This is a genomic window from Mesorhizobium tianshanense (genome assembly GCF_007830515.1).
GTDB lineage: Bacteria > Pseudomonadota > Alphaproteobacteria > Rhizobiales > Rhizobiaceae > Mesorhizobium > Mesorhizobium tianshanense.
Genome location: NZ_VLKT01000026.1, coordinates 1 through 18,101 on the forward strand (window position 1 = coordinate 1; position 18,101 = coordinate 18,101).

Sequence of the window (18,101 nt, forward strand, 5' to 3'; positions counted from 1 at the left end):
TGGGCGGCATCGCCGGTGAAGCTCTCGGGGTTGGCAAGACTGATCCTGGCGGTCTGAATTTCCCGTTGCCTGCTACTGCGGACCGAACGTCCGTCAAACATCGTTCCCCTGCCTTCTGCCGCGATGTAACGCGCATCCATCAATGGCAAGTCGATAATCCCGACAATGGGGCTGCCGTCCCGGCAAACACCGATCAGTGATGCAAAATTCAGCAGTCCGGTTCCGAACTGGCGCGTGCCATCAATCGGGTCGAGAACCCACGTGAAAGCGCTGGTCCCGGTATCCGATCCATATTCTTCGCCAAGTATTCCGTGTGCGGGAAACTGTTGCCGTATTCGATCCCGCCATGTGGCTTCAATGGACAGGTCGGCCTCGGTCAACGAAGACCCGTCAGCCTTGTAGGTTACGGCTATGTCTCCCAGCCAGGCATTTTTTGCGCAGGAGGATGAAGCCTCGGCAAGCCTGATTGCCGCCGCAAGGATATTATCGAGTTCAGACATTTCCGGGCTCACGATAAAAGTCCCCAATGCCCGAACTTTGTAACCAGCGAATGACCGTAGCGGTCAAATCGAGCCGTCGATTTCGTCGACCAGGAAGCACTGAGACGGGTCGTGAGCCGTCACGAGTGTCGCTGTGCGTAAGCCTTCGCTTCTGGTGACAAAGCGTGACGAACTGGTTCGTGACGACATCCCGAGCGGGCGGCTCGGCAACGCTATCATCGTGGCCACATTAATTTCAGTGGCGGGATCGCTTCTGACCCTGGGCAGTCGTTCCGAAGGGCGGGCTTCCGCCCGGCAAGACGTTGGCTGAGTTCTTTCAGCCTGTCCCTTTCATTTCTGCGCTGCCCTTCCTCAACCAGTCGCGCATCTGTCGCGCGGGTCGTGACAGGTGCGTCGTGTCAGGGGTCAGCAGATGATACTGTTCCCGTCCCGGCAGCACCGGGCCGGGAAGCTGAACAAGACGCCCCGACCGCAGATGCTGGCCGCAGGAGAGATGGTCGCCGATGGCAATGCCAAGACCGCGCAGCGCCGCGTCGATGCACAGATGCGTGCGGTTGAAGAACAGGTGGTTGTCGACATCGTCCAGCATGACGCCTGCCGCTTCGCAATAGCGCCGCCACCAGTAGAGCCCGCGCTCGTGGATCAGCCTGTGCGCAGCGTAGAAGCCAGGTGAGGCAGGATCGGGGCCTTTCGCGATCAATGCGGGCGAGGCGACCGGGAAGGCGCTGAGGTCAAGGAAGGGTTCGGATCGGAAGCCGATCAGCGCCGCCGGTCCCCAGGTCAGCACCAGATCGACATCGCCGGGCAGGCTGCGCGGTGGGTCGGGGCGGCAGCGGAGATCGACGTTGAGCTGCAGCGCGTCCAGCGTCTCCGCCGTCAGCCGCGGCATGAGCCACACGACCGCCAGATCGGATTCCACATCCAGAACGACTGTTCCCTTGGCCGTGCCGCGCTTCAGATGCCCGACACCAAGCGCCAGATCGGCGAAGGACCGGGCGACGGTGCGGGCGAAGAGGCCGCCTTCGCCGGTCAGAACGACATGGCGAGCGTGGCGCTCGAAGAGTTCGACGCCCAATTCCATCTCCAGATTGCGCACGTGGCGGCTAACGGCGGCATGGCTGACTTTCAGTTCCTCCGCCGCCGCAGCGAAGCTGCCATGCCGGGCGGCCGCCTCGAAGGCGCGGGTGGCGTTGAGGTTCGGCAGTTTGCGCATGAGAGTAGTATAACAAAAACGTACGCTTGGGGCAAAATAATTTCCTTGAGCAAAAGGCAATTGCACGGCATTTCCTGAGACATGCCAACACCGCGAGGATGCCATGACCCGACCGCAGAAACCCCAAACCCGGATGATCGTCGCGCTGATCCTCGGCGTGACGATCTACGGCTTCGCGATGGGCACCACCTATCCGCTTCTGGGTCTCTTGCTATCGGATCAGGTGTCAGGCGCGCTCAATGGCCTGAATACGGCTGCGACCGGCCTCGGCCTCATGGCCGGCGTGGTGCTGGTGCCGGGCCTCGGCCGCCGGTTGGGCGCGGGTCGAACGGCGCTGGCAGGTGTGGGGTTGATGGCGGTGGCGCTCATTGCGCTGGCCTTCCTGCGGGACTTCTGGCCGGTCTTTGCGGCCCGCATGATTCTGGGCTGCGGTGCAGGTCTCATGTTCATCGTCGCCGAAACGGCGCTGAACGCCGCCGCAGCGCCAGAGCGGCGCGGCCGGATCATGGGCGTCTATACCGCCGCCAATGCGCTCGGTTTCGTACTCGGTCCCGCGATGATCGCGCTGATGCCCGACCACCCGGCCGCGCTTCTCCTCGGTTGCGCCGCGATAGCGCTAATGGCGCTGATCCCTTTCGCCGCGGTGGAACGGCCGGTGAGCCGCTTGGTCGTGCCGGGATCGGGGCGCCACGTCCTGTCGGCGATCGCAGCCTTTCCCTTAGCCTTCGGCTTTCTCTTTATCGCCTCGATGATTGATGCCGTCGCCATTAGCCTCATGCCAGTCATCATGCTCGATCGCGGTTTCGACATCTCGCAGGCGGTGCTGCTCGCCACGGTGTTCCATGTCGGCCTGGTGATCGGGCAGCCGCTGATCGGGCTGGCACTGGACAGGGCTGGTCGCCGCCGCACGGTGCTTGGTTGCTGCGGCCTCTCGCTCGCCTGCACCCTGCCGCTGGTCTCCGGATCAGGTATGGGGTTCTGGCCCGTAGCCGGGCTGATGCTGGTCTGGGGTGGCGCGAATTACGGGCTCTACACCGCTGCGCTCGCGCTGATCGGCGACCGCTTCCGGGGTGAGAAGCTGACGGCGGCCACCGCCGCCCTTGCCTCCGTCTATGCTCTGGCTGCCGTCATCGGCCCCGTCGTCGCCGGCGGCATGATGAATGGGCTCGGCGCGCAGGGCCTATTCGGGGCAGCAGCGGTTGTCTATCTGACGGCGCTCTGCGGTGGCCTCTGGCTATTCCGGCCGGTCGAGCCGGAATGGCAGAAGCATCAAATCCGCTGATGGTCCGCAATGGCTCGATCGTGCCATTCGCAATGCATGTCGAAGACAACTACAACCGATCGGCTTCGACTGCGGGCGACTGCTGCGCATGTCCCGCCTCGGACCCTCGAGCATTTCAAGGGAAGAACCTCGCGGTTGCCACGAAATCTGCCAGGTCCAGCTCGTGTTCAATGTGCGAGCCGATCGGGCTGTTGCCTGATCATGTTTTTAGATCGAGGCTAGTCCTGGTGCCAACCCTCGATCCTGCATCCGCTCAGGTGCTCGGCGGTTTCACGGATCACATGAGCGACCGTTTGCGAAAATGTCCAAATATGCCCTTCAGGGTCCCGGGCTCGATAAATACGATTCCCATACAACTGGTCTTCCGGCTCTTGGACAATTTCAGCTCCGGCCAAGCGCGCTGTCTCGCAATGTTGGTCTATTCCATGCGGCAATTTCACATAGACCGACTGCGTGTTTCTGCCGCCGACCGAAAGCGGGCTGGCGATATCCTGCGACCACTCGGAATCAACGATCAAATAGGCGTCGCCAAATCGCATTTCTGAGTGAACTATATTCTCGTCCTTATCGGTAACGACTACACTGCGTCGGAAGCCAAATGCTTTCTCCAGCCAATCCAGCGCCGCAGTTGGCTGCCGATAGAAAACTCCAGAACCGATAGTTGCATGTTTGAACGGGTCGTCCACAGTCTTGGCGCCTCCTAAATCGTGTTCTGGGATGGTTGCGATTGCTGTTGCCGCCCCGGGATCCGATGAACGGTAGGGCGCGACACTGCGTACAATTCAGCCAGACCACTGATGGAATAGTCCCCGGTGTCGTACATTCACCGCAACTCCTCGCGCATCTCCGGATTTCGCCCGCTATGACAGCCGGTCACGTTCCTTGTCGTTTTCAAAGCCTCGTGCCGACGCCGATTGCCCGGAATGTGGATGCGGCAGGGGCGGACGCTTGGGACACGGCCGTTCCGGGCCGGACCTTCCTGTATTTTCCTCCTGACTCCGGCAGGGCTCCTGCACCAGTTCCATCAGCGCTTGCGCGAGGTCGCCGTCGCGCAGGCTCTTTTACGGCAACCCGCGCGAATCGCGTCTAATTCGTCATTGCGCACTTTTGTTGTATCTTTCCCAGAGCAAAGTAGAGTGATACAAATCCTCGGAGAATAGACGCCATACTCCGAGCCTACGTATCTTGCCCGAACCCGCATCCCAGCGCCGAATTGCCCACACCGTGCTGAAAGCGCGCGGCATCGCGCGCCTGGCGGAACTGCGCGCGGAGGGGGTGACCGCGGCCACCATAAGCCGCATGGAGCGAGATGGCGAGGTGCTCCGGCTCGCGCGGGGGCTTTATCAGCTCTCCGATGCGCCGCTCGATGCCCACCACAGTCTCGCAGAGGCAGCGAAACGCGTGCCCAAGGGTGTGGTCTGCCTCGTCTCGGCCCTCGCGTTCCATCAGCTTACCGATCAGCTTCCAAGGCAGGTGTGGATTGCCATCGGCCAAAAAGATTGGGCCCCCAAGGCTGATGGCGCGCCGGTTCGGCTGGTGCGCTTCACGGACCGCCTGCTCACGGAGGGCGTCGAATCCCATACCGTCGAGGGCGTGCCGGTAAAGGTTTTTGGCGTCGCCAAGACGATCGCCGACTGCTTCCGGTATCGGAACAAGATCGGCCTATCCGTGGCGATAGAAGGCCTCCAGGAAGCGCTGCGTCAACGCAAGACGACCCCCGGCGAAATTGCCAGGCAGGCCGAGCGAGGAGCGGTTGCGACGGTCATCCGACCCTATCTCGAGGCGCTGACCGCCAATGGCTAAGGAGCTAAAGAATATCGGTGCTTCAGTGCGCGCCCGCCTGCTGAAACTCGCTAAGGCAAGCGGCCAGAGCTTCGATCTCGTCCTGACGCGCTTTGCCCTCGAACGGCTACTCTTCCGGCTTGGCCAATCACCGCATGCGGACCGCTTCGTTCTGAAAGGCGCAATGCTGATGATGAGCTGGTTCGACGACCCCCATCGTGGCACGCGGGACCTCGATCTGTTGGGCCTCGGGGATCCTGAACCCGAGGCGATGCTGGCGACATTCCGCGAAATCCTGGCGCAGGAAGCTGCTGACGGGGTGGAATTCGACGTCGACGCACTCCAGGTCGATCGTATCCGTGAGGAACTGGAATATGGCGGCCTGCGACTGCGGACCACGGCATCGATCAGCGGCGCTCGGATCAGTCTGACGATCGACATCGGCTTTGGCGATGCGATGGAGCCCGGGGCGGAAATGCTCGACTATCCCTCCATGCTGGAGTTTTCCGCGCCGCGCCTGCGTGCTTATGTGCGCGAGACAGTCATTGCCGAGAAGTTCCAGGCGATGGTGGCGCTCGGACGCGCGAACAGCCGCATGAAGGATTTCTACGACATCTGGATTCTCAGCAAGTCCTTCGATTTCGCCGACGACAGGCTGGCGCGTGCGATTGCCGCAACGTTCGCGCGGCGCGAGACGCCGATCCCTGTCGACCTGCCCGATGCACTAACGCCGGCGTTCGCCAACGATGAACAAAAGCAGCGACAGTGGAGAGCCTTCGTCAGGGATGTGGCTGTAAATCCGGGAACGCTTGAAGACGTCGTGGCCAGTTTAGCGGGATTTCTGATGCCTCACGCCGTACAAGCGCGCAGTTCAAATAATAGTAGTTCAAAATCATAAGCCAGATATCTCCATTTCGGGATAACTGGGGAGGGCGGAGGGCTCAGCTTTGCCTGAGAGCCCGGCGCCAGATGTCGATCTTTCCTTCGAGACGTAGGCCAACGCGCGCAATTCCTTTTCCTCCCCTCTCTCGGCCGAAACGGCTGGCATACCGGCCCATCTCGAACGGCTCGCCAATCGCGCCCGCGACTATGTCGAGGCGGCGAGCTCAGCCAACTGCCTGCATCTGATCTGTTGTCGAGTGGTCCGCGTCGAGCACCACCGTCAGCGGATTGCCGCCGAAACGCGTTCGCGTTACGACATCAAAGGTTTGATAGGTTAGCAACAAGCAACAAGGGCCTCTCCCGCAGCTTCTGTGTGGTAGCGAGACCGTCTCGACCTCGCAAGACAGCATCGCGCGGCTCTACCAACTCAGCCCTTTGTCCACGGGGCCCTAGCTGAACGCGGAAGAACGACCCCATTGCGGACTGTGCCCGATTGCTAAAAAGTATCGGCTGATCAATAAAAAATGTTTGGCCATGAATTACCGAGCGATAAAGGTTCGTTTGACCTGTGATGAAAAGACTGTCCGCGAGTGGACATCCTATATGCGAGATCACGGCGATGAGGTTTCGCTAGCCCTGCGCAACGAGGGCGTCAGGCACGAAATGTGGTTCATGGGCCACGATTCCTCGCTATTTGTAATCGGAGTGATGGATGTGGATGATATCGCCGCCTCGCGCGCGGTAGCAGCAAAATCTGAGCTGTCCGTTGACGAGGTGCATAGGCGATTTAAACGTTCTTGGGACGCAAGAAGCATTGAGGCCCTATGCATTGATCGGGCCAGCGCCCCCCATTTCAAAGAGTGCGAGCTGCTTTTTGAGGCCCGCCCGTAAGTCGCCTATCCACCCCCAACTGCGACCTTCCCGCGCAGAATTGCTAGGGCGCACTGGGCCTCATAGCACTTTGCTTTGCGCGCTACACTGCACTTCTGAATTTGACACTCGATCTGGCACCGCACCGCCCCATAGCATCTACGTCCAGGGACATCACCTGGAGGCGAACGGCTCGCTCCGATCTCTACATACCTCATCTGGTAAACAGTGATCCAAGGAGCGACGGCCGCAACGTATTCTGAGGGACATTTAACGGCCAGTGGGGCGGTTTTGCCCCCTGGCCTTACAGTTCTAACAGTCACGAAAATCCCAACTTTTCGACGTCCATCGTCGCACACTGAAATCCAGCACCATACGCTTGGCGCAAAACTCGGGCGCAAAACAGCGCTGCTCGCGGGGGAGTTTTGCGACAGAATAACATTTGAGTGCACCCGACGTGACGGCTCGAAGTGACAGGCGCGGACCGTCACAAAAGAGTGGAAAAGCTAGAAATGTTACGCTATGGCAAGAAAGCCACCCTAATGTTACGGACTTTGCCAATGGCCCGCGTTGGTTATGCCCGCGTCAGCACGACGGATCAGGACCTCGACATCCAGATCGCCCGGCTCAAGGCTGCTGGTTGCGAGGTCGTTCGCTCGGAAACTGTTTCGGGCGCCTCGCGCGAGGCGCGCGGTGAACTGGAAACCGTCATGCAGTTCCTGCGGGCCGGTGATGAGCTCGTCGTGCTGCGGCTCGACCGGCTCGGCCGCTCGACCCGCGACGTCCTGAACCTGGTCCACGAACTCGACGCCAGGGGAGCATCCCTGCGCGTTCTCGAACCTGAGGTGACGACGGCCGGCGACATGGGCCGCATGGTGATCACGGTGCTCGGTATGGTCGCCGACATGGAATTGAAGTTCATCAAGGACCGGCAGAAGGCCGGCATCGAGGCGGCCAAGATCCAAGGGGTATACACGGGCCGCGCGAAAACTGTCGATGACAATGAAATCCGCCGCCGCGTCGCCTCTGGCGAGAGCAAGGCCGGCATCGCTCGCGACCTGAAAATCTCCAGGATGACCGTCTATCGCGCTCTCGGCACTTTCCCCGCACCGACGGAGCTGCCGGACAAGCCGCCGTCTGTCACGGTCACGCTGCATCTGACGATAGAGAATCTCAGCAAAAGAGGCCGCGGTAGAAAGCCTGCGCGCGAACAGATCGAGGCGATGCTGACACGCGATTACGCCATGATGCCACTCGGCGAATGCGACTATCAGCTCACCATTGCCTACGACACCGATCCTGACGGATCGAGCCTCGACGACGAAATCAACCATCTTCAAACGGAATTGTTCAACATTGCCGAGAGCTACCGGTGTTCCGTCGAAGCCGACATTCGCGAGGTCGGCGATCAGCAACGATCCTGGTGATTGCCCGCATCGGTGCCGAGGTCAGAACGGAAGTTCGCTGATTGTTCGGTCAGTCAATGGGCCGTTTTCGCAGCGACGTATACCGGGCCATGATGTGAGTCTTGTGGTCTTCCAAGCGCTGATTTGGCCGGGTAGGGTTTGCAGGGGGGCGAACAACCGGATGAACGAACGGAATGATGCTGGAAAAACTGCGCGCCTGTTGGGGATTTAGCCCGACCGTCGATAGAAACGTCGCCCTGGTCGAGGGCTTTCTGAAGGGCAAGAGTTTCGCCGACCTGGCGCAGGAACATAGCCTGTCGAAAACGAGGGTGCGCCAAATCATCGAAAAGGCTGATCGGCTCGTGGGCGGCGGCATCCTGACCAAGGCTGAACCGTCCAAGGCCTCGCCTCGATCCGATTTCATGGTCGACTATCCGTATGTGTGGAACCTGGCCGAGATGCACCGGCTCGGTAGCGTCACACCGCATCATTTCTTTGCAGAGTTGGAACGCGCCGGATCGCTGGAGCGGCTGGTTGAAAAGATGAAGCGGTTGCCGAGTCGCGCACCAACAACACGTGAGCTGGCGCGCCTCGTGTGGCAAAAGGAGAGGGGCGAGAGCCCATGGCCTGCAATGAAGCGATCGAAAGTTGCGATCGTGCAACCAAGCTGCCCGGTCGACCATCCGGACCGCGGCCTTCAATGCCAGCTCGCCTTGGAACCAGCCCTCCAGGAATTAGGTGAGCGCGCCGCGGAATCCGGCTGGACCGAGGACGAGATAGCCTACGCGCTCCTAGAGCTCGCCAGCGCCCGCCTGAAGAGCAACTCCGCCAATCGCGAGACTGAGAGGGCGATTGACCGGGCCAGGGCAACAAGATGAGCCGCGTCTTCGAGAAGCTTCGCCTGACCCGATATGAACGTCGCTGGCCTGAGTTTGGCGGTGAAGGCCTCAACGCAGGCATGCGCGTCATCAGCCGCGAACGCCGGCGCCATCGTGATAGGACAACCGGACAACCCGGCTATCTGCCTGCCTCGATGCAGTTTCGGAAGCCGCCGCGCTCGGCTTGAAGGAGCACGACCGCCTGGCCCTGGCGCGGGAACGGATGCTGCGACGCCTGAAGGGGCAGCGCGCTCACTCGAGGCTGCCGCGGCTCATCGATTACGCCTTGTCGCGACCGCTCGTCTCGCGCGCGATGATCTAAAAGGAGCTGAAAGTGACAACCAGAGGCGCGCTCAATCTCGTTGGCGAGCTCGGCCTGCGCGAGATCACGGGCAGGGGGCGCTACCGCGATCGTATATTGGAATCCGTTTAGCAGCGCCTTCATGCGTTCCTACACGGGACGCTCACGCAGATGCTGCTGCATGCTGTAGATACGCGAGCCGATGGTTCTGGCCGCCCGCTCCATCATCTCGTCTGTCAGCCATTCCGGGCGCTCATCTGAGAAGCCTTTTTCTGTCGCCAAGAAATTGACCAGCGCCTCGAACCGCTCTTGGCACTGGCCCTCATCTTCGGGCAGAACGATGTTGAGGCCACATTTCTTGAGACGGACGATAAAGTCACAGGCGTCAGATATTGCCCTCTGAAACTCTTCCTCGGTCGCCACTCTTGGCGCCTGATCGATCCGTTTTGTCGCTATATCTGACGTCTTCTCTCCTTTAATAGGCCTGCCTTTGCTGGACTTCTGGCCGCGTTTCGGGTCCGAACAGATCGAGCGTGGTTACGCCAAGACTCTTTTTCAAGCGATCCAACATGGACAGCTTCACGTCTCGAATGCCACGCATCATCTCGGACATATAAGCTTCCGACACACCAAGATGTTTGGCCAAGTCTTTGTTTTTCCAGCCCCGCAATGCTTTTAACCGCTTGAGGCCCTCGACGAAACGATCGGGCACTGTTGGGAATTCTTCGCCTCGCCTCTTAACTAGAGTGTCACCGATAGAACTTGAGAAAAGAACGCTGCAGCGTGGATAGACAGGCGGACTGTTATCATCGTCGGTGCACAGCAAGCCCTCTTTCCGGAGAAACTCAATAGCGTCCTGAATCTGATTGCCGCTATATTGGCGGCACAACCACACTTCAATAACATCGAGAATTGGCACGGCTTCACTTGTTCGATGACGTGGTAGCTCAGTCAAAATCGCTAATGGCAAAACCTCTATTGTCGTAATGTCTTTGTCATACATAGAGCTGTCTCGGTTTGTCTGAACAGTTTCGGGCGTTTCGCTAAGTGGATTCTCGCCTCGATTATGCTGCTACCCTCATTGGCGTCAGCGCGTTGAAGTAAGCCTGATCTGGCGTCTGCCGGTCAAGGGATGAATGTGGGCGTCGGGTATTGTAAAAGGTCAGATTGCGGCCGATGCCAGCTCTCGCCTCGGACACGGTTTTGTAGGCATGGAGATAGACTTCCTCATATTTAATTGACCGCCAGAGTCGCTCGACGAAGACATTGTCCCGCCATCTGCTGGGTGTTGGCCTGCTGAACGCGTTAGGGCAATTCAATTGTTCCGCTTTTCCGGCGCACCAGGATGCCCCCACGATAACTGCCACACCGATCGTGTATTCGGCGATGATAGCGGCCCACCTTGTGGAGGCCGACGGTCGTGATCGCAGCGTCGGACGCAGCGAGCGCGAGGATGTGAACTGGCTCCTGGATCATTGCGACTGCTGCAAACACGCGGCCTACCGTATGCGAGGGGATTGTAAGTTTGAATGGTTGTGCGGAATAGGTCCGGAACAAAGTCTCGGTGACCCCGAGAATGGCTGGCACTGGCGAAGTGGATGTCGGCCAGTTCAGCCAGCTCCTTCAGAACGTGAGCATAATCCACCGCGGTGTGGCGATCGGTAAACTTGATGTGACGCCAGCCTATGCCCTCCTAGTCTTCGGCTATCGCTCTACAAGCAGCCTCGGGACGCTTCTGCAGACGCTCAGTACGTCGGCGACAGCTTGGGTTATGATGCTACCTACCTCCGTGATTGCTGGCCGGACAGGCCGGAGCCAACTCGCAGCATGATGCGGTTGAAGCCTCCAGGTTTTTCAACGTGGAAGCCGTGGCCGGAGTCCACGTTGAAGAACTCAACGTCCTTGATCAGCGAACGTGCGCGCTCTGCGTCGTTGTCGTCCATCGCAGCGAGCAGGATACTAGTGCAGCGATGCGCGTTTCTGGTCAGAGTTGCGATCTTTTTTGGTCAGATATCGCATGCCATGGCAATATCTGCACTTCGTCGGCAGATATCCCCGACCGTTCTTGACGATCGGCGCATCATCTGGATTAGCGACGGTCTCTAGGCCTTCTGCCTGGCAGGCCGGGCATGGTTCCTTATCCTTTAGCCATTCCTGCTTTCGCTCGAATTCCACCAGAATCGAACGGAGCTGCCGTTGTGTGCGCGCATCAAGACGATTGAGATCCTTCCCTTCAAGCAAGGTTCGGATCAGTCCTTTTGTCCAATCGTCAAATCGATGGGGTTTTAGCTGTTCAAAGTATTTTCGCCAGTTCATTGCAAATAGAGGTAGCAGCAACAGTGCTTCGGGCCAAGTCTGCAAAGTTACACAGAACCGCTTGCCGGGGGCAGTCGATCCCGGTTTCCGCCCGTCGGACGGCGCTATGCTAAACCTCCTGCGGCTGCCCTTCTACGGGTCGATTCCGGCTGGGGGCCAAATGATACCCTCTCATGACCGTCATGGGGGTAAGGAAGCATAGAGTTGCAGCACCGAGTTTACATCGGCGTTATTAAATTTCAACCTGACAGGTGTGCCGCGATCCGATCGGTCGACGATTGATCACGCTCTCACCCGCGGATTGATTACCGCATTTCCCATGTTCGTCGCGGGCCTTCCTCTCTCTAAGCACGGGCATAAGCTGGAAGCTCGCCCCAACGTGTCTCGAGGATTTCCCATCATGCCTGGATTTCGCGGCACGCCGGTCAGGTTGTTATGTGGTTATCAGAACTCCGGTGAGTCAATATCCTCATCGAGCTGGTTGGATATGTCGGCTCACGTCCCACACAAAACCTGCCAGCTCACGGGCAATCGCAGTGATGATCTTCGGTTGCGGCTTGCCGGTCGCCGAGAGCCGACGGTATCGCTAACACAGCCTGGCCTGCGCCTTCCACCCGATGGATCTGCTCTCTTCCGGAAGACCTTCAACCCGCATCCTGTACCGTCGTTCCTCGCGTGCCGGCAGGCGATAGGACCATGCCGCCTCGACCAGCATGGCGCGCGCTTCTCCGTTCCCGGTTTTCGTAATCGCCCCGCGCCGCGTTCGCGATCCGCTCGATGCCTCCGTTGGCGCAAGCCCGAGCCAGCCCATAAGATGCTTTGGTGTTTGGAACCGAGCGAGGTCGCCGATCTCGGTGACGAGCGTAGCCGCGATCACAAGGCCGACGCCGCGTAACGCTTGCAGGGCCTTCACGAGCGGCGCCAGCGACCAGCCTTCCATCACCTCCTGAAGCATAAGGTCCAGGCGTTCGCACCTGGCCTGTGCTTCCTCGATACGGCGAATGCATTCACCGAAGACGAACTGCTGATGAGGCGAACCAAAAGCTTGTTCGCCCAACCATCGCCAATGCATCCGTGTCCAGTTCGTCCGTCCGGGGAATTTGCGTCCGTGTCGGAGCAGAAATCCCAGCAGCATCTGCCGGGCAGCGACAAGATCGCCCTTCGCCTGACGCCGCGCTCTGACCAGATCGCGCATCGCCTCGTGATCTTCATCCGGAACCCAGATCGCCGTCAGTTCACCCGCACGCAGCAACCGCGCGAGCGTAACGGAGAATCCATGCTATGATAAATAAAGTGCGCTCCACGCGGCCAACTTCCCGAAGCGCGGCCGCCAGTTCGTTCTGCCGCGGTTAGGATGCGAGTTTTCGGAGCAACTGGCTCGGTCTGATCTTGCCGGCAGCCATGGTGGCGGCACAACGGAACAGATCAGGCCAGTTCGCAACGATCAGTTCTTCGCGGATTTTGCCGCCGACCAGCTGGCGCAAATTTTTGGGCGTCCCTGCGGGATTGAACACGTAGAGGCGCTTCGAGGGTAAGTCGCGGATGCGCAGGACGAGCCGATAGCCGAGCATCGCACTGGTCCCGAACAGGTGATCGGTAAACCCAGCCGTATCGGCATATCGCTCTCCAACCTGCCGGCCGGCCTCATTCATCAGCAGGCCATCAAGGATGTATGGTGCTTCGCTGACCGTCGCGGGAATGGTCTGTGAGGCGAACGGTGCGAACTGGTCATTGACGTGCGTGTAAGCCTTGAGCCCGGGTTCCGTGCCATATTTGGCGTTGACGATGTCCATGGCCTCGCCCTGCCGAGCTGAAGGGAAAAACTGACCATCGCTTGATGCGGTTGTTCCCATACCCCAGAACCGGGACATCGGCAGTTTTCCCTGTGCTGCAACCACCGTCGGCAGCGCCTGGTTCATTGCCTCGCTTTCGACATGCCAGCGGGCAAGACGCGAGAGCTGCCAGTAATCATGGGTGTTCGAGGCCCCCGCCATTTTCCGAAGCCCAAGGTTCAGCCCTTCGGCAAGCAGGACATTCAGCAAGCCGATCTGGTCGCCGCACGGCACCCCGGTTCTCAGATGGGAAAAGGCGTCGGTGAATCCGACCGCGGCGTCAACTTCCAGCAAAGTGTCTGTGATCCGCACGGATGGCATTCGACGATAAAGATCGAGGACCAACTCCTCTGCGTTTTCGGGAACGTCTGCGGTTAATCGGTCGATCCGCAACGTTCCATCTTCAATGCTGCCATGGGGGATGGTCCCATGGCGAGCGGCCCGCGCCAGCCGCTTCAGTCCATCCGCAAGGCGGCCCTTGCGGTCAGCCAGACAAGCTTGCGGATCGAGAGGAACAGCCAGCCTGGCATTCGCCTGCGCCGAGGTCATCGGTACAAGGACCTGCTTGAGATCACCGTAGCGCGTATCGACGGAAGCGGTGATATCCTTATCCGACGTGAGCCAACGGCTCGTCCGCCAGCGTATTGAAGCGCGCCATCATCGACGGTCGTGATCGGGGGATTGGTCCAACGCTCCGTGCTCATCGCCAGCTTCTGTCCCATTGCCGCCGCGAGCCGGCAACGGCAGCTCGCCGGACAATGTCGCGTGATTGCATGGTGAAATACACGAAAACCTGCACGGCATTGCGCGATTCAGAGTACATGCTGCGAAGTTTATTGACATGATCGAGGTCAATCGATGCAGAGGTCGGCACAGCAGATCGAGCGCATATCCCGCTGGCGTGAAGCATTTCGCGACGACACGACAGGCATCCACAAAACCGTTCAGGATCTCCTCTGGAACTACGCTGCTTTCCGGACGACGGTAAGGATCGTGCGGCTCGCAAACGAAAGGCGCGAGGCGCGTCCGCCACTCAACCAAATGCTGTTCAACCTTATATCCGAAGGTTACTGGTCGAGCCTGCTTCTAGGCACAAGACGGCTTCTGGACAAAGCGCCCCTCAACAGCCCGAAGGGCGTGTATTCGATCCGCTCCGTCGTAAAGGACGTCGAGACAAGCCGCGGATGGATCACCCGGAGGATCTACGTCGAGAAGGTGCTGGATGCTCAATACGATCTCGATCGACTACGCCGGGAAGAGCATGAGAAACTCACCGCGGCGAAGGGAGGGGTCATCTGGGGCGATCCTGAACTGATGAAGAGCGAAGCCGCGCACCGTCATTTCGATACGCTAAGCGGTGTATCCCACCTGGAGCGTAGTCCCGATGATCTCATCGATCCTGCGATCTTCACCCGGATCGAGGCCCGCCTTGCGGCCCTGGATGGAATTGCGGTGCATGTCAGCACACACGTAGCCCATGCCGGCAACAAGGAGAGCCGCCTTAACAAGCTGCTCGACGATTTTGACATACGCGACGCGCGAAAGACCCTTAAGCAGCTGAAGGAAGTTGCCGACCTGACCGGGGTCTGGTTTGCAAATGAAGGCGGCACGGGCCTTGCAACATATATCGGAGACCAGTTCGAGGGTCTCGATCAGCCGGTTGTACAAAAGGCCGACATCGCTGATCTGGCCGAACAGTGGCGTGTGATCGATCGCGAGGTCGCGAACTGGTCAATCGATCCGGCGGGTCTCTGAATGCTTCCTGCCTTCACCCTTCCGCCTGCTTTCAGCTGAACTTCAGCCCGATCTTCTTCCGGTTGGCCGCGGGAGGCGGCGGAGCTTCGACAGCCGCTGGTTTTCCGACCAAGCCCCATCGTCTTCGCCAGCGCCGAGCGCGACGCCGAATAGTTCGGCGCCACCATCGGATTGTCGGCCGGCAGGTTCCACTTCTGTCGATACTGGTCCGGTGTCAGATCGTAATGCGTGGCGAGGTGGCGCTTCAGCGACTTGAATTTCTTGCCGTCCTCGAGGCAGATCAGGAAATCGCGCGTCACGGATTTGCGGATGGTCACTGCCGGGGTCGGCTTTTCTTCCGGTTGTTCGGGTTTGGCGCCAGCGGCAAGAGTGGCGATCGCTGTATGCGTTTCGGCAATCAGGCTGGAGAGCTGGCTCGTGGGTACGGGATTATTGCTCACATAGGCGACAACGACATCGGCGGTCAGCCCGATCAGGCTCGATGTTGCCTGCGTATTCTCTACGGTCATGGTGTTGCCCGGATGGGGTTCTTTGTGCGGACGCCACTATCGTGGCGGCATCGTCGGTACAGGAAGAACGGTTCCTCGCCTAGACCTTGATCAAGCCGGCATAAGTCAGCCGCAAGTGCTGCAGGCATGAATCCGCGAGGTTTCGTGCCGAGTGAAGTGGCTCCTGTGCAGAGCCCATTTCCCGCTCTTTCGGCTTAATTCCCTTGTTCCAGCCCGGACCTTGCCGATCAACCCGCTGCGGGGTCGGACTACGCAAAGCGTGCCGTCGCTCATGGCTTCGCCATCGCGATGATCGCGGTCCCGGCTGGACCCGACGGGCGCCTGTCGAGCGGGGAATGGTCCCCGCGACCACGGGAGCCAAACAAATGTCGCACGAACTCGCTCAGAGCCACGCCTGGAACCTCGCTCGCACCCTGATGACGCCGGTCATCCTGTTCAAGGTCGATGACAACGAATTCGGCGTTCTTCCTGCCGAAGACCTCGACGGCGACGAGGTCGAGGCGATCTTCGAATACTGCCCATACACAGGAGGTCGGCCGGTTCATTGAACCGGCCCCCTCGCCACGGCGTGCCGCTTGCGAGCGGCAGGCCGCAAGGGAGGCTGCGCCGCGGCGGAAGCCGCGCCCTTGCGCCCTTTGCTCTTCGCGGCGGTCGCGGAGTGTTCCGCGAATTATGTGGAAGAGATAGACTTGGAGAAAGGCCGGCCGGAAGGCTGCCGGGAGAGAAGAATGGAAAAGGCGGATATAGAAGAGCTGCGCGGCCGGGTCGGCTGTGCGGCGGTGCTGGAGACCGGCGGCTTCGCGGTCGACCTCAAGGAAAGCACCCGCAAAGCGGTCAAATACCGCCGTGGCGATGATATCATCATCGTCATCCATGACGGCAAGGGATGGTTCGACCCGTTGTCGGATGCAAAGGGCGATGTCTATTCGCTGGTGCAGCATCTGGACGGCGGCGATTTCCTGGAGGCCTTCGTGCAGGTAGCGTCGCTTGTGGGATTCGTGCCGAGCGAGCCCGAATGGAAACGGCAGTCCCGGGAGACCGAACCCGACCAGTCCGTCCCGGAACGATGGGCGGCGCGACGCAAGCCGTGGCGCGGGTCGGCGACCTGGCGCTATCTGCGCGATGAGCGGCACATTCCCGAACAGGTCATCCGGACAGCGATCGCTCAGAACGTTCTGAGGGAAGGCCCGCGCGGCAGCATGTGGGCCGCCCACAGCGACGCGGCCGGTATCGTTACCGGCTGGGAGGAGCGCGGCCCGGAATGGCGTGGTTTTGCGGCCGGAGGCGGCAAGGTGTTGTTCCGGTTCGGGACGGTGGCAGCCACCCGCATCTGCGTCACCGAAGCGGCGATCGACGCCATGAGCCTGGCCGCGATCGAACGGATCCGGCGCGACACGCTGTATGCCAGCACCGGCGGCGGTTGGTCGCCGGCGACGGACACGGCTCTTCGCCTGTTGGGAGGAAGGCCGAACACGCGGCTTGTAGCGGCCACCGACGCCAACCCGCAGGGCGAGGCATTCGTGTCGAGGCTGCGTGAGCTTGCCGGCGCGCTCGCCTGTGACTTTGAGCGGCTGAAGCCGCTCGCCGAAGACTGGAACGCGATACTGCAGGACGCGGCATCCGCCTGACGGCGCCGATCACTCAACTGCCGGCGCAGGATTGAAGATCGCCGGCCCGCGCTTTGCCATGGTCATGTCAACTCGAAAGGGTGCGCCCACACGGGCATGACAGCCGGTTCGCACCGCCAAATTGGGGAGGGCAAGAAGGGAGAAAAGGAAAGGAAACCCGGCTGCCGCATGCCCGCCGGTCGCGTGCAAGGGTGAAGCTTCGCCCGGCTGCGCCGGCCCTTGACCCGCCCGGACGGAGAGGCGGCCGCAGGGGAGGGGTCATGAAGGGCTGAAGATGATGGGCATCCACGAGGGTGCTCCGCGCTCCGGCCCGACGAGGCTGAAGGAGCCCGCCGATGAACCCCTTTTCTCCCATCCGTAAAGTCTACCAGGGCATTGCCGACCGCCGGCAGATGTTCCGTTTGTTCGACCGCCATGCGCAGCGCCCGAACCGGGAGCACGTCGATGCCGGATCTCTTTATAGCGGGGAGTGGTTTGAAGTCGGCCGCGTCGAGCACGACTACATGCTGGAGATCCTGCCACCGCTCTGGATGCGAGGCGAGATGTTCGCGCTGCGCGAGTTCCTTACCGACAGCATCACCAGCGTCTTCTACACGCTGCGCATCGACGCCAGAACGCGTTACTTCCATGCCTATTGCGATCTGAATGTCGCGCGATCGCCTGCCGAAATGCGCGATGCCATCGTCGAGCGCGAGTCCTGGCCGGTGAAGGCGATGACGCGCGAAGAGCGGCTGGAGCATATCTGGAGCGCCACGCACGACGAATACCGTGGCTATGCCGGGGACCGCTGGCTGCCGGAGCATCGCGGCAAGCGCACGGTGCTCTATTATGGCGGCCGGCAGGGCACCATGCTGAAGCTGCTCGACGAGCTCACCGATGATGAGATCGCGGCGAAGCTGCCGGTGCATCTTCGATACCTGCCCGGACGCATTGCGGCCTGAGGTGGA

18 protein-coding genes and 4 pseudogenes are annotated in these 18,101 nt (G+C 60.3%); 11 read left to right on the top strand and 11 right to left on the bottom strand.

The features are described from left to right. Both IQ26_RS20385 and IQ26_RS41110 read right to left on the bottom strand, forming a co-directional pair. Positions 1-500, bottom strand: a 500-nt coding sequence (locus IQ26_RS20385) for an inositol monophosphatase family protein (RefSeq protein ID WP_276316437.1), incomplete at its 3' end; no start/stop codon positions are given. A gap of 316 nt (positions 501-816) precedes the next feature. Beyond that, entirely contained in the window at positions 817-1,713 is an 897-nt protein-coding gene (locus IQ26_RS41110) for a LysR substrate-binding domain-containing protein (RefSeq protein ID WP_162458023.1), read from the bottom strand. Between the two features lie 103 nt (positions 1,714-1,816). Here IQ26_RS41110 and IQ26_RS20395 point away from each other — a divergent pair, with 103 nt between their 5' ends. Beyond that, entirely contained in the window at positions 1,817-2,995 is a 1,179-nt protein-coding gene (locus IQ26_RS20395) for an MFS transporter (RefSeq protein ID WP_145720156.1), read from the top strand. A gap of 218 nt (positions 2,996-3,213) precedes the next feature. Here IQ26_RS20395 and IQ26_RS20400 read toward each other — a convergent pair whose 3' ends face one another. Continuing rightward, complete coding sequence (locus IQ26_RS20400) at positions 3,214-3,681, bottom strand: VOC family protein (protein ID WP_145720157.1); 468 nt, start codon at positions 3,679-3,681, stop codon at positions 3,214-3,216. Between the two features lie 541 nt (positions 3,682-4,222). Between IQ26_RS20400 and IQ26_RS20410 the strand changes: the two genes are divergently transcribed. The 6 genes and pseudogenes from IQ26_RS20410 to IQ26_RS20440 form a co-directional block, all read left to right on the top strand. Next, complete coding sequence (locus tag IQ26_RS20410) at positions 4,223-4,798, top strand: type IV toxin-antitoxin system AbiEi family antitoxin domain-containing protein (protein WP_240547186.1); 576 nt, start codon at positions 4,223-4,225, stop codon at positions 4,796-4,798. Further along, entirely contained in the window at positions 4,791-5,675 is an 885-nt protein-coding gene (locus IQ26_RS20415; protein WP_145720159.1) for a nucleotidyl transferase AbiEii/AbiGii toxin family protein, read from the top strand. The genes IQ26_RS20410 and IQ26_RS20415 overlap by 8 nt, the downstream gene beginning before the upstream one ends. Before the next feature lie 518 nt (positions 5,676-6,193). Next, on the top strand, positions 6,194-6,550 hold the full coding sequence (locus IQ26_RS20420; protein WP_145720160.1) for a DUF6176 family protein: 357 nt from the start codon (positions 6,194-6,196) through the stop codon (positions 6,548-6,550). Positions 6,551-7,089: 539 nt separating this feature from the next. Then, complete coding sequence (locus tag IQ26_RS20430) at positions 7,090-7,956, top strand: recombinase family protein (protein WP_145720161.1); 867 nt, start codon at positions 7,090-7,092, stop codon at positions 7,954-7,956. 173 nt (positions 7,957-8,129) lie between these two features. Continuing rightward, positions 8,130-8,813, top strand: a complete 684-nt coding sequence (locus IQ26_RS20435; protein ID WP_145720162.1) for a hypothetical protein — start codon at positions 8,130-8,132, stop codon at positions 8,811-8,813. A gap of 77 nt (positions 8,814-8,890) precedes the next feature. Further along, positions 8,891-9,246 (top strand): annotated as a pseudogene (locus IQ26_RS20440) (helix-turn-helix domain-containing protein); the annotation flags it as partial. Between the two features lie 18 nt (positions 9,247-9,264). On the opposite strand, the gene IQ26_RS20445 reads toward IQ26_RS20440, so the two are convergent. The 7 genes and pseudogenes from IQ26_RS20445 to IQ26_RS20470 form a co-directional block, all read right to left on the bottom strand. Continuing rightward, positions 9,265-9,537, bottom strand: a complete 273-nt coding sequence (locus tag IQ26_RS20445; protein WP_145720163.1) for a hypothetical protein — start codon at positions 9,535-9,537, stop codon at positions 9,265-9,267. 52 nt (positions 9,538-9,589) lie between these two features. Then, a complete protein-coding gene (locus tag IQ26_RS20450; protein ID WP_145720164.1) occupies positions 9,590-10,117 on the bottom strand; it encodes a helix-turn-helix domain-containing protein in 528 nt (175 codons plus the stop codon). Positions 10,118-10,178: 61 nt separating this feature from the next. Further along, positions 10,179-10,394: pseudogene (locus tag IQ26_RS20455) on the bottom strand (integrase core domain-containing protein); the annotation flags it as partial. Between the two features lie 501 nt (positions 10,395-10,895). Continuing rightward, positions 10,896-11,057, bottom strand: coding sequence for a hypothetical protein (locus tag IQ26_RS39165; protein WP_156090941.1), 162 nt, complete (start codon positions 11,055-11,057; stop codon positions 10,896-10,898). A 16-nt stretch (positions 11,058-11,073) separates the two neighbouring features. After that, positions 11,074-11,451, bottom strand: coding sequence for a hypothetical protein (locus IQ26_RS20460; RefSeq protein ID WP_145720165.1), 378 nt, complete (start codon positions 11,449-11,451; stop codon positions 11,074-11,076). A 565-nt stretch (positions 11,452-12,016) separates the two neighbouring features. Then, positions 12,017-12,682, bottom strand: coding sequence for an IS110 family RNA-guided transposase (locus tag IQ26_RS20465; protein ID WP_145720166.1), 666 nt, complete (start codon positions 12,680-12,682; stop codon positions 12,017-12,019). 16 nt (positions 12,683-12,698) lie between these two features. Beyond that, positions 12,699-13,847, bottom strand: a pseudogene (locus IQ26_RS20470) (Tn3 family transposase); the annotation flags it as partial. Between the two features lie 273 nt (positions 13,848-14,120). Here IQ26_RS20470 and IQ26_RS20475 point away from each other — a divergent pair. Continuing rightward, entirely contained in the window at positions 14,121-15,017 is an 897-nt protein-coding gene (locus tag IQ26_RS20475; protein WP_145720167.1) for an AbiU2 domain-containing protein, read from the top strand. Between the two features lie 31 nt (positions 15,018-15,048). Here the strand turns inward: IQ26_RS20475 and IQ26_RS20480 are convergent. Beyond that, positions 15,049-15,526: pseudogene (locus IQ26_RS20480) on the bottom strand (Ros/MucR family transcriptional regulator). Between the two features lie 365 nt (positions 15,527-15,891). On the opposite strand from IQ26_RS20480, the gene IQ26_RS20485 reads away from it, so the two are divergent. The 3 genes from IQ26_RS20485 to IQ26_RS20495 all read left to right on the top strand — a co-directional run bounded on the left by IQ26_RS20485 (position 15,892) and on the right by IQ26_RS20495 (position 18,095). Further along, complete coding sequence (locus IQ26_RS20485; protein ID WP_145720169.1) at positions 15,892-16,074, top strand: hypothetical protein; 183 nt, start codon at positions 15,892-15,894, stop codon at positions 16,072-16,074. A gap of 180 nt (positions 16,075-16,254) precedes the next feature. Further along, entirely contained in the window at positions 16,255-17,154 is a 900-nt protein-coding gene (locus IQ26_RS20490) for a DUF3991 and toprim domain-containing protein (RefSeq protein ID WP_145720170.1), read from the top strand. A 335-nt stretch (positions 17,155-17,489) separates the two neighbouring features. After that, complete coding sequence (locus IQ26_RS20495; protein WP_145720171.1) at positions 17,490-18,095, top strand: DUF1419 domain-containing protein; 606 nt, start codon at positions 17,490-17,492, stop codon at positions 18,093-18,095. Positions 18,096-18,101 lie beyond the last annotated feature (6 nt).

What these genes read in the sequence shown, in the direction of transcription:
- IQ26_RS41110 (WP_162458023.1), bottom strand. Translation starts at nt 1,713, where the DNA reads ATGCGCAAACTGCCGAACCTCAACGCCACCCGCGCCTTCGAGGCGGCC.
- IQ26_RS20395 (WP_145720156.1), top strand. Translation starts at nt 1,817, where the DNA reads ATGACCCGACCGCAGAAACCCCAAACCCGGATGATCGTCGCGCTGATC.
- IQ26_RS20415 (WP_145720159.1), top strand. Translation starts at nt 4,791, where the DNA reads ATGGCTAAGGAGCTAAAGAATATCGGTGCTTCAGTGCGCGCCCGCCTG.
- IQ26_RS20420 (WP_145720160.1), top strand. Translation starts at nt 6,194, where the DNA reads ATGAATTACCGAGCGATAAAGGTTCGTTTGACCTGTGATGAAAAGACT.
- IQ26_RS20430 (WP_145720161.1), top strand. Translation starts at nt 7,090, where the DNA reads ATGGCCCGCGTTGGTTATGCCCGCGTCAGCACGACGGATCAGGACCTC.
- IQ26_RS20435 (WP_145720162.1), top strand. Translation starts at nt 8,130, where the DNA reads ATGATGCTGGAAAAACTGCGCGCCTGTTGGGGATTTAGCCCGACCGTC.
- IQ26_RS20450 (WP_145720164.1), bottom strand. Translation starts at nt 10,117, where the DNA reads ATGTATGACAAAGACATTACGACAATAGAGGTTTTGCCATTAGCGATT.
- IQ26_RS39165 (WP_156090941.1), bottom strand. Translation starts at nt 11,057, where the DNA reads ATGGACGACAACGACGCAGAGCGCGCACGTTCGCTGATCAAGGACGTT.
- IQ26_RS20475 (WP_145720167.1), top strand. Translation starts at nt 14,121, where the DNA reads ATGCAGAGGTCGGCACAGCAGATCGAGCGCATATCCCGCTGGCGTGAA.
- IQ26_RS20485 (WP_145720169.1), top strand. Translation starts at nt 15,892, where the DNA reads ATGTCGCACGAACTCGCTCAGAGCCACGCCTGGAACCTCGCTCGCACC.
- IQ26_RS20490 (WP_145720170.1), top strand. Translation starts at nt 16,255, where the DNA reads ATGGAAAAGGCGGATATAGAAGAGCTGCGCGGCCGGGTCGGCTGTGCG.
- IQ26_RS20495 (WP_145720171.1), top strand. Translation starts at nt 17,490, where the DNA reads ATGAACCCCTTTTCTCCCATCCGTAAAGTCTACCAGGGCATTGCCGAC.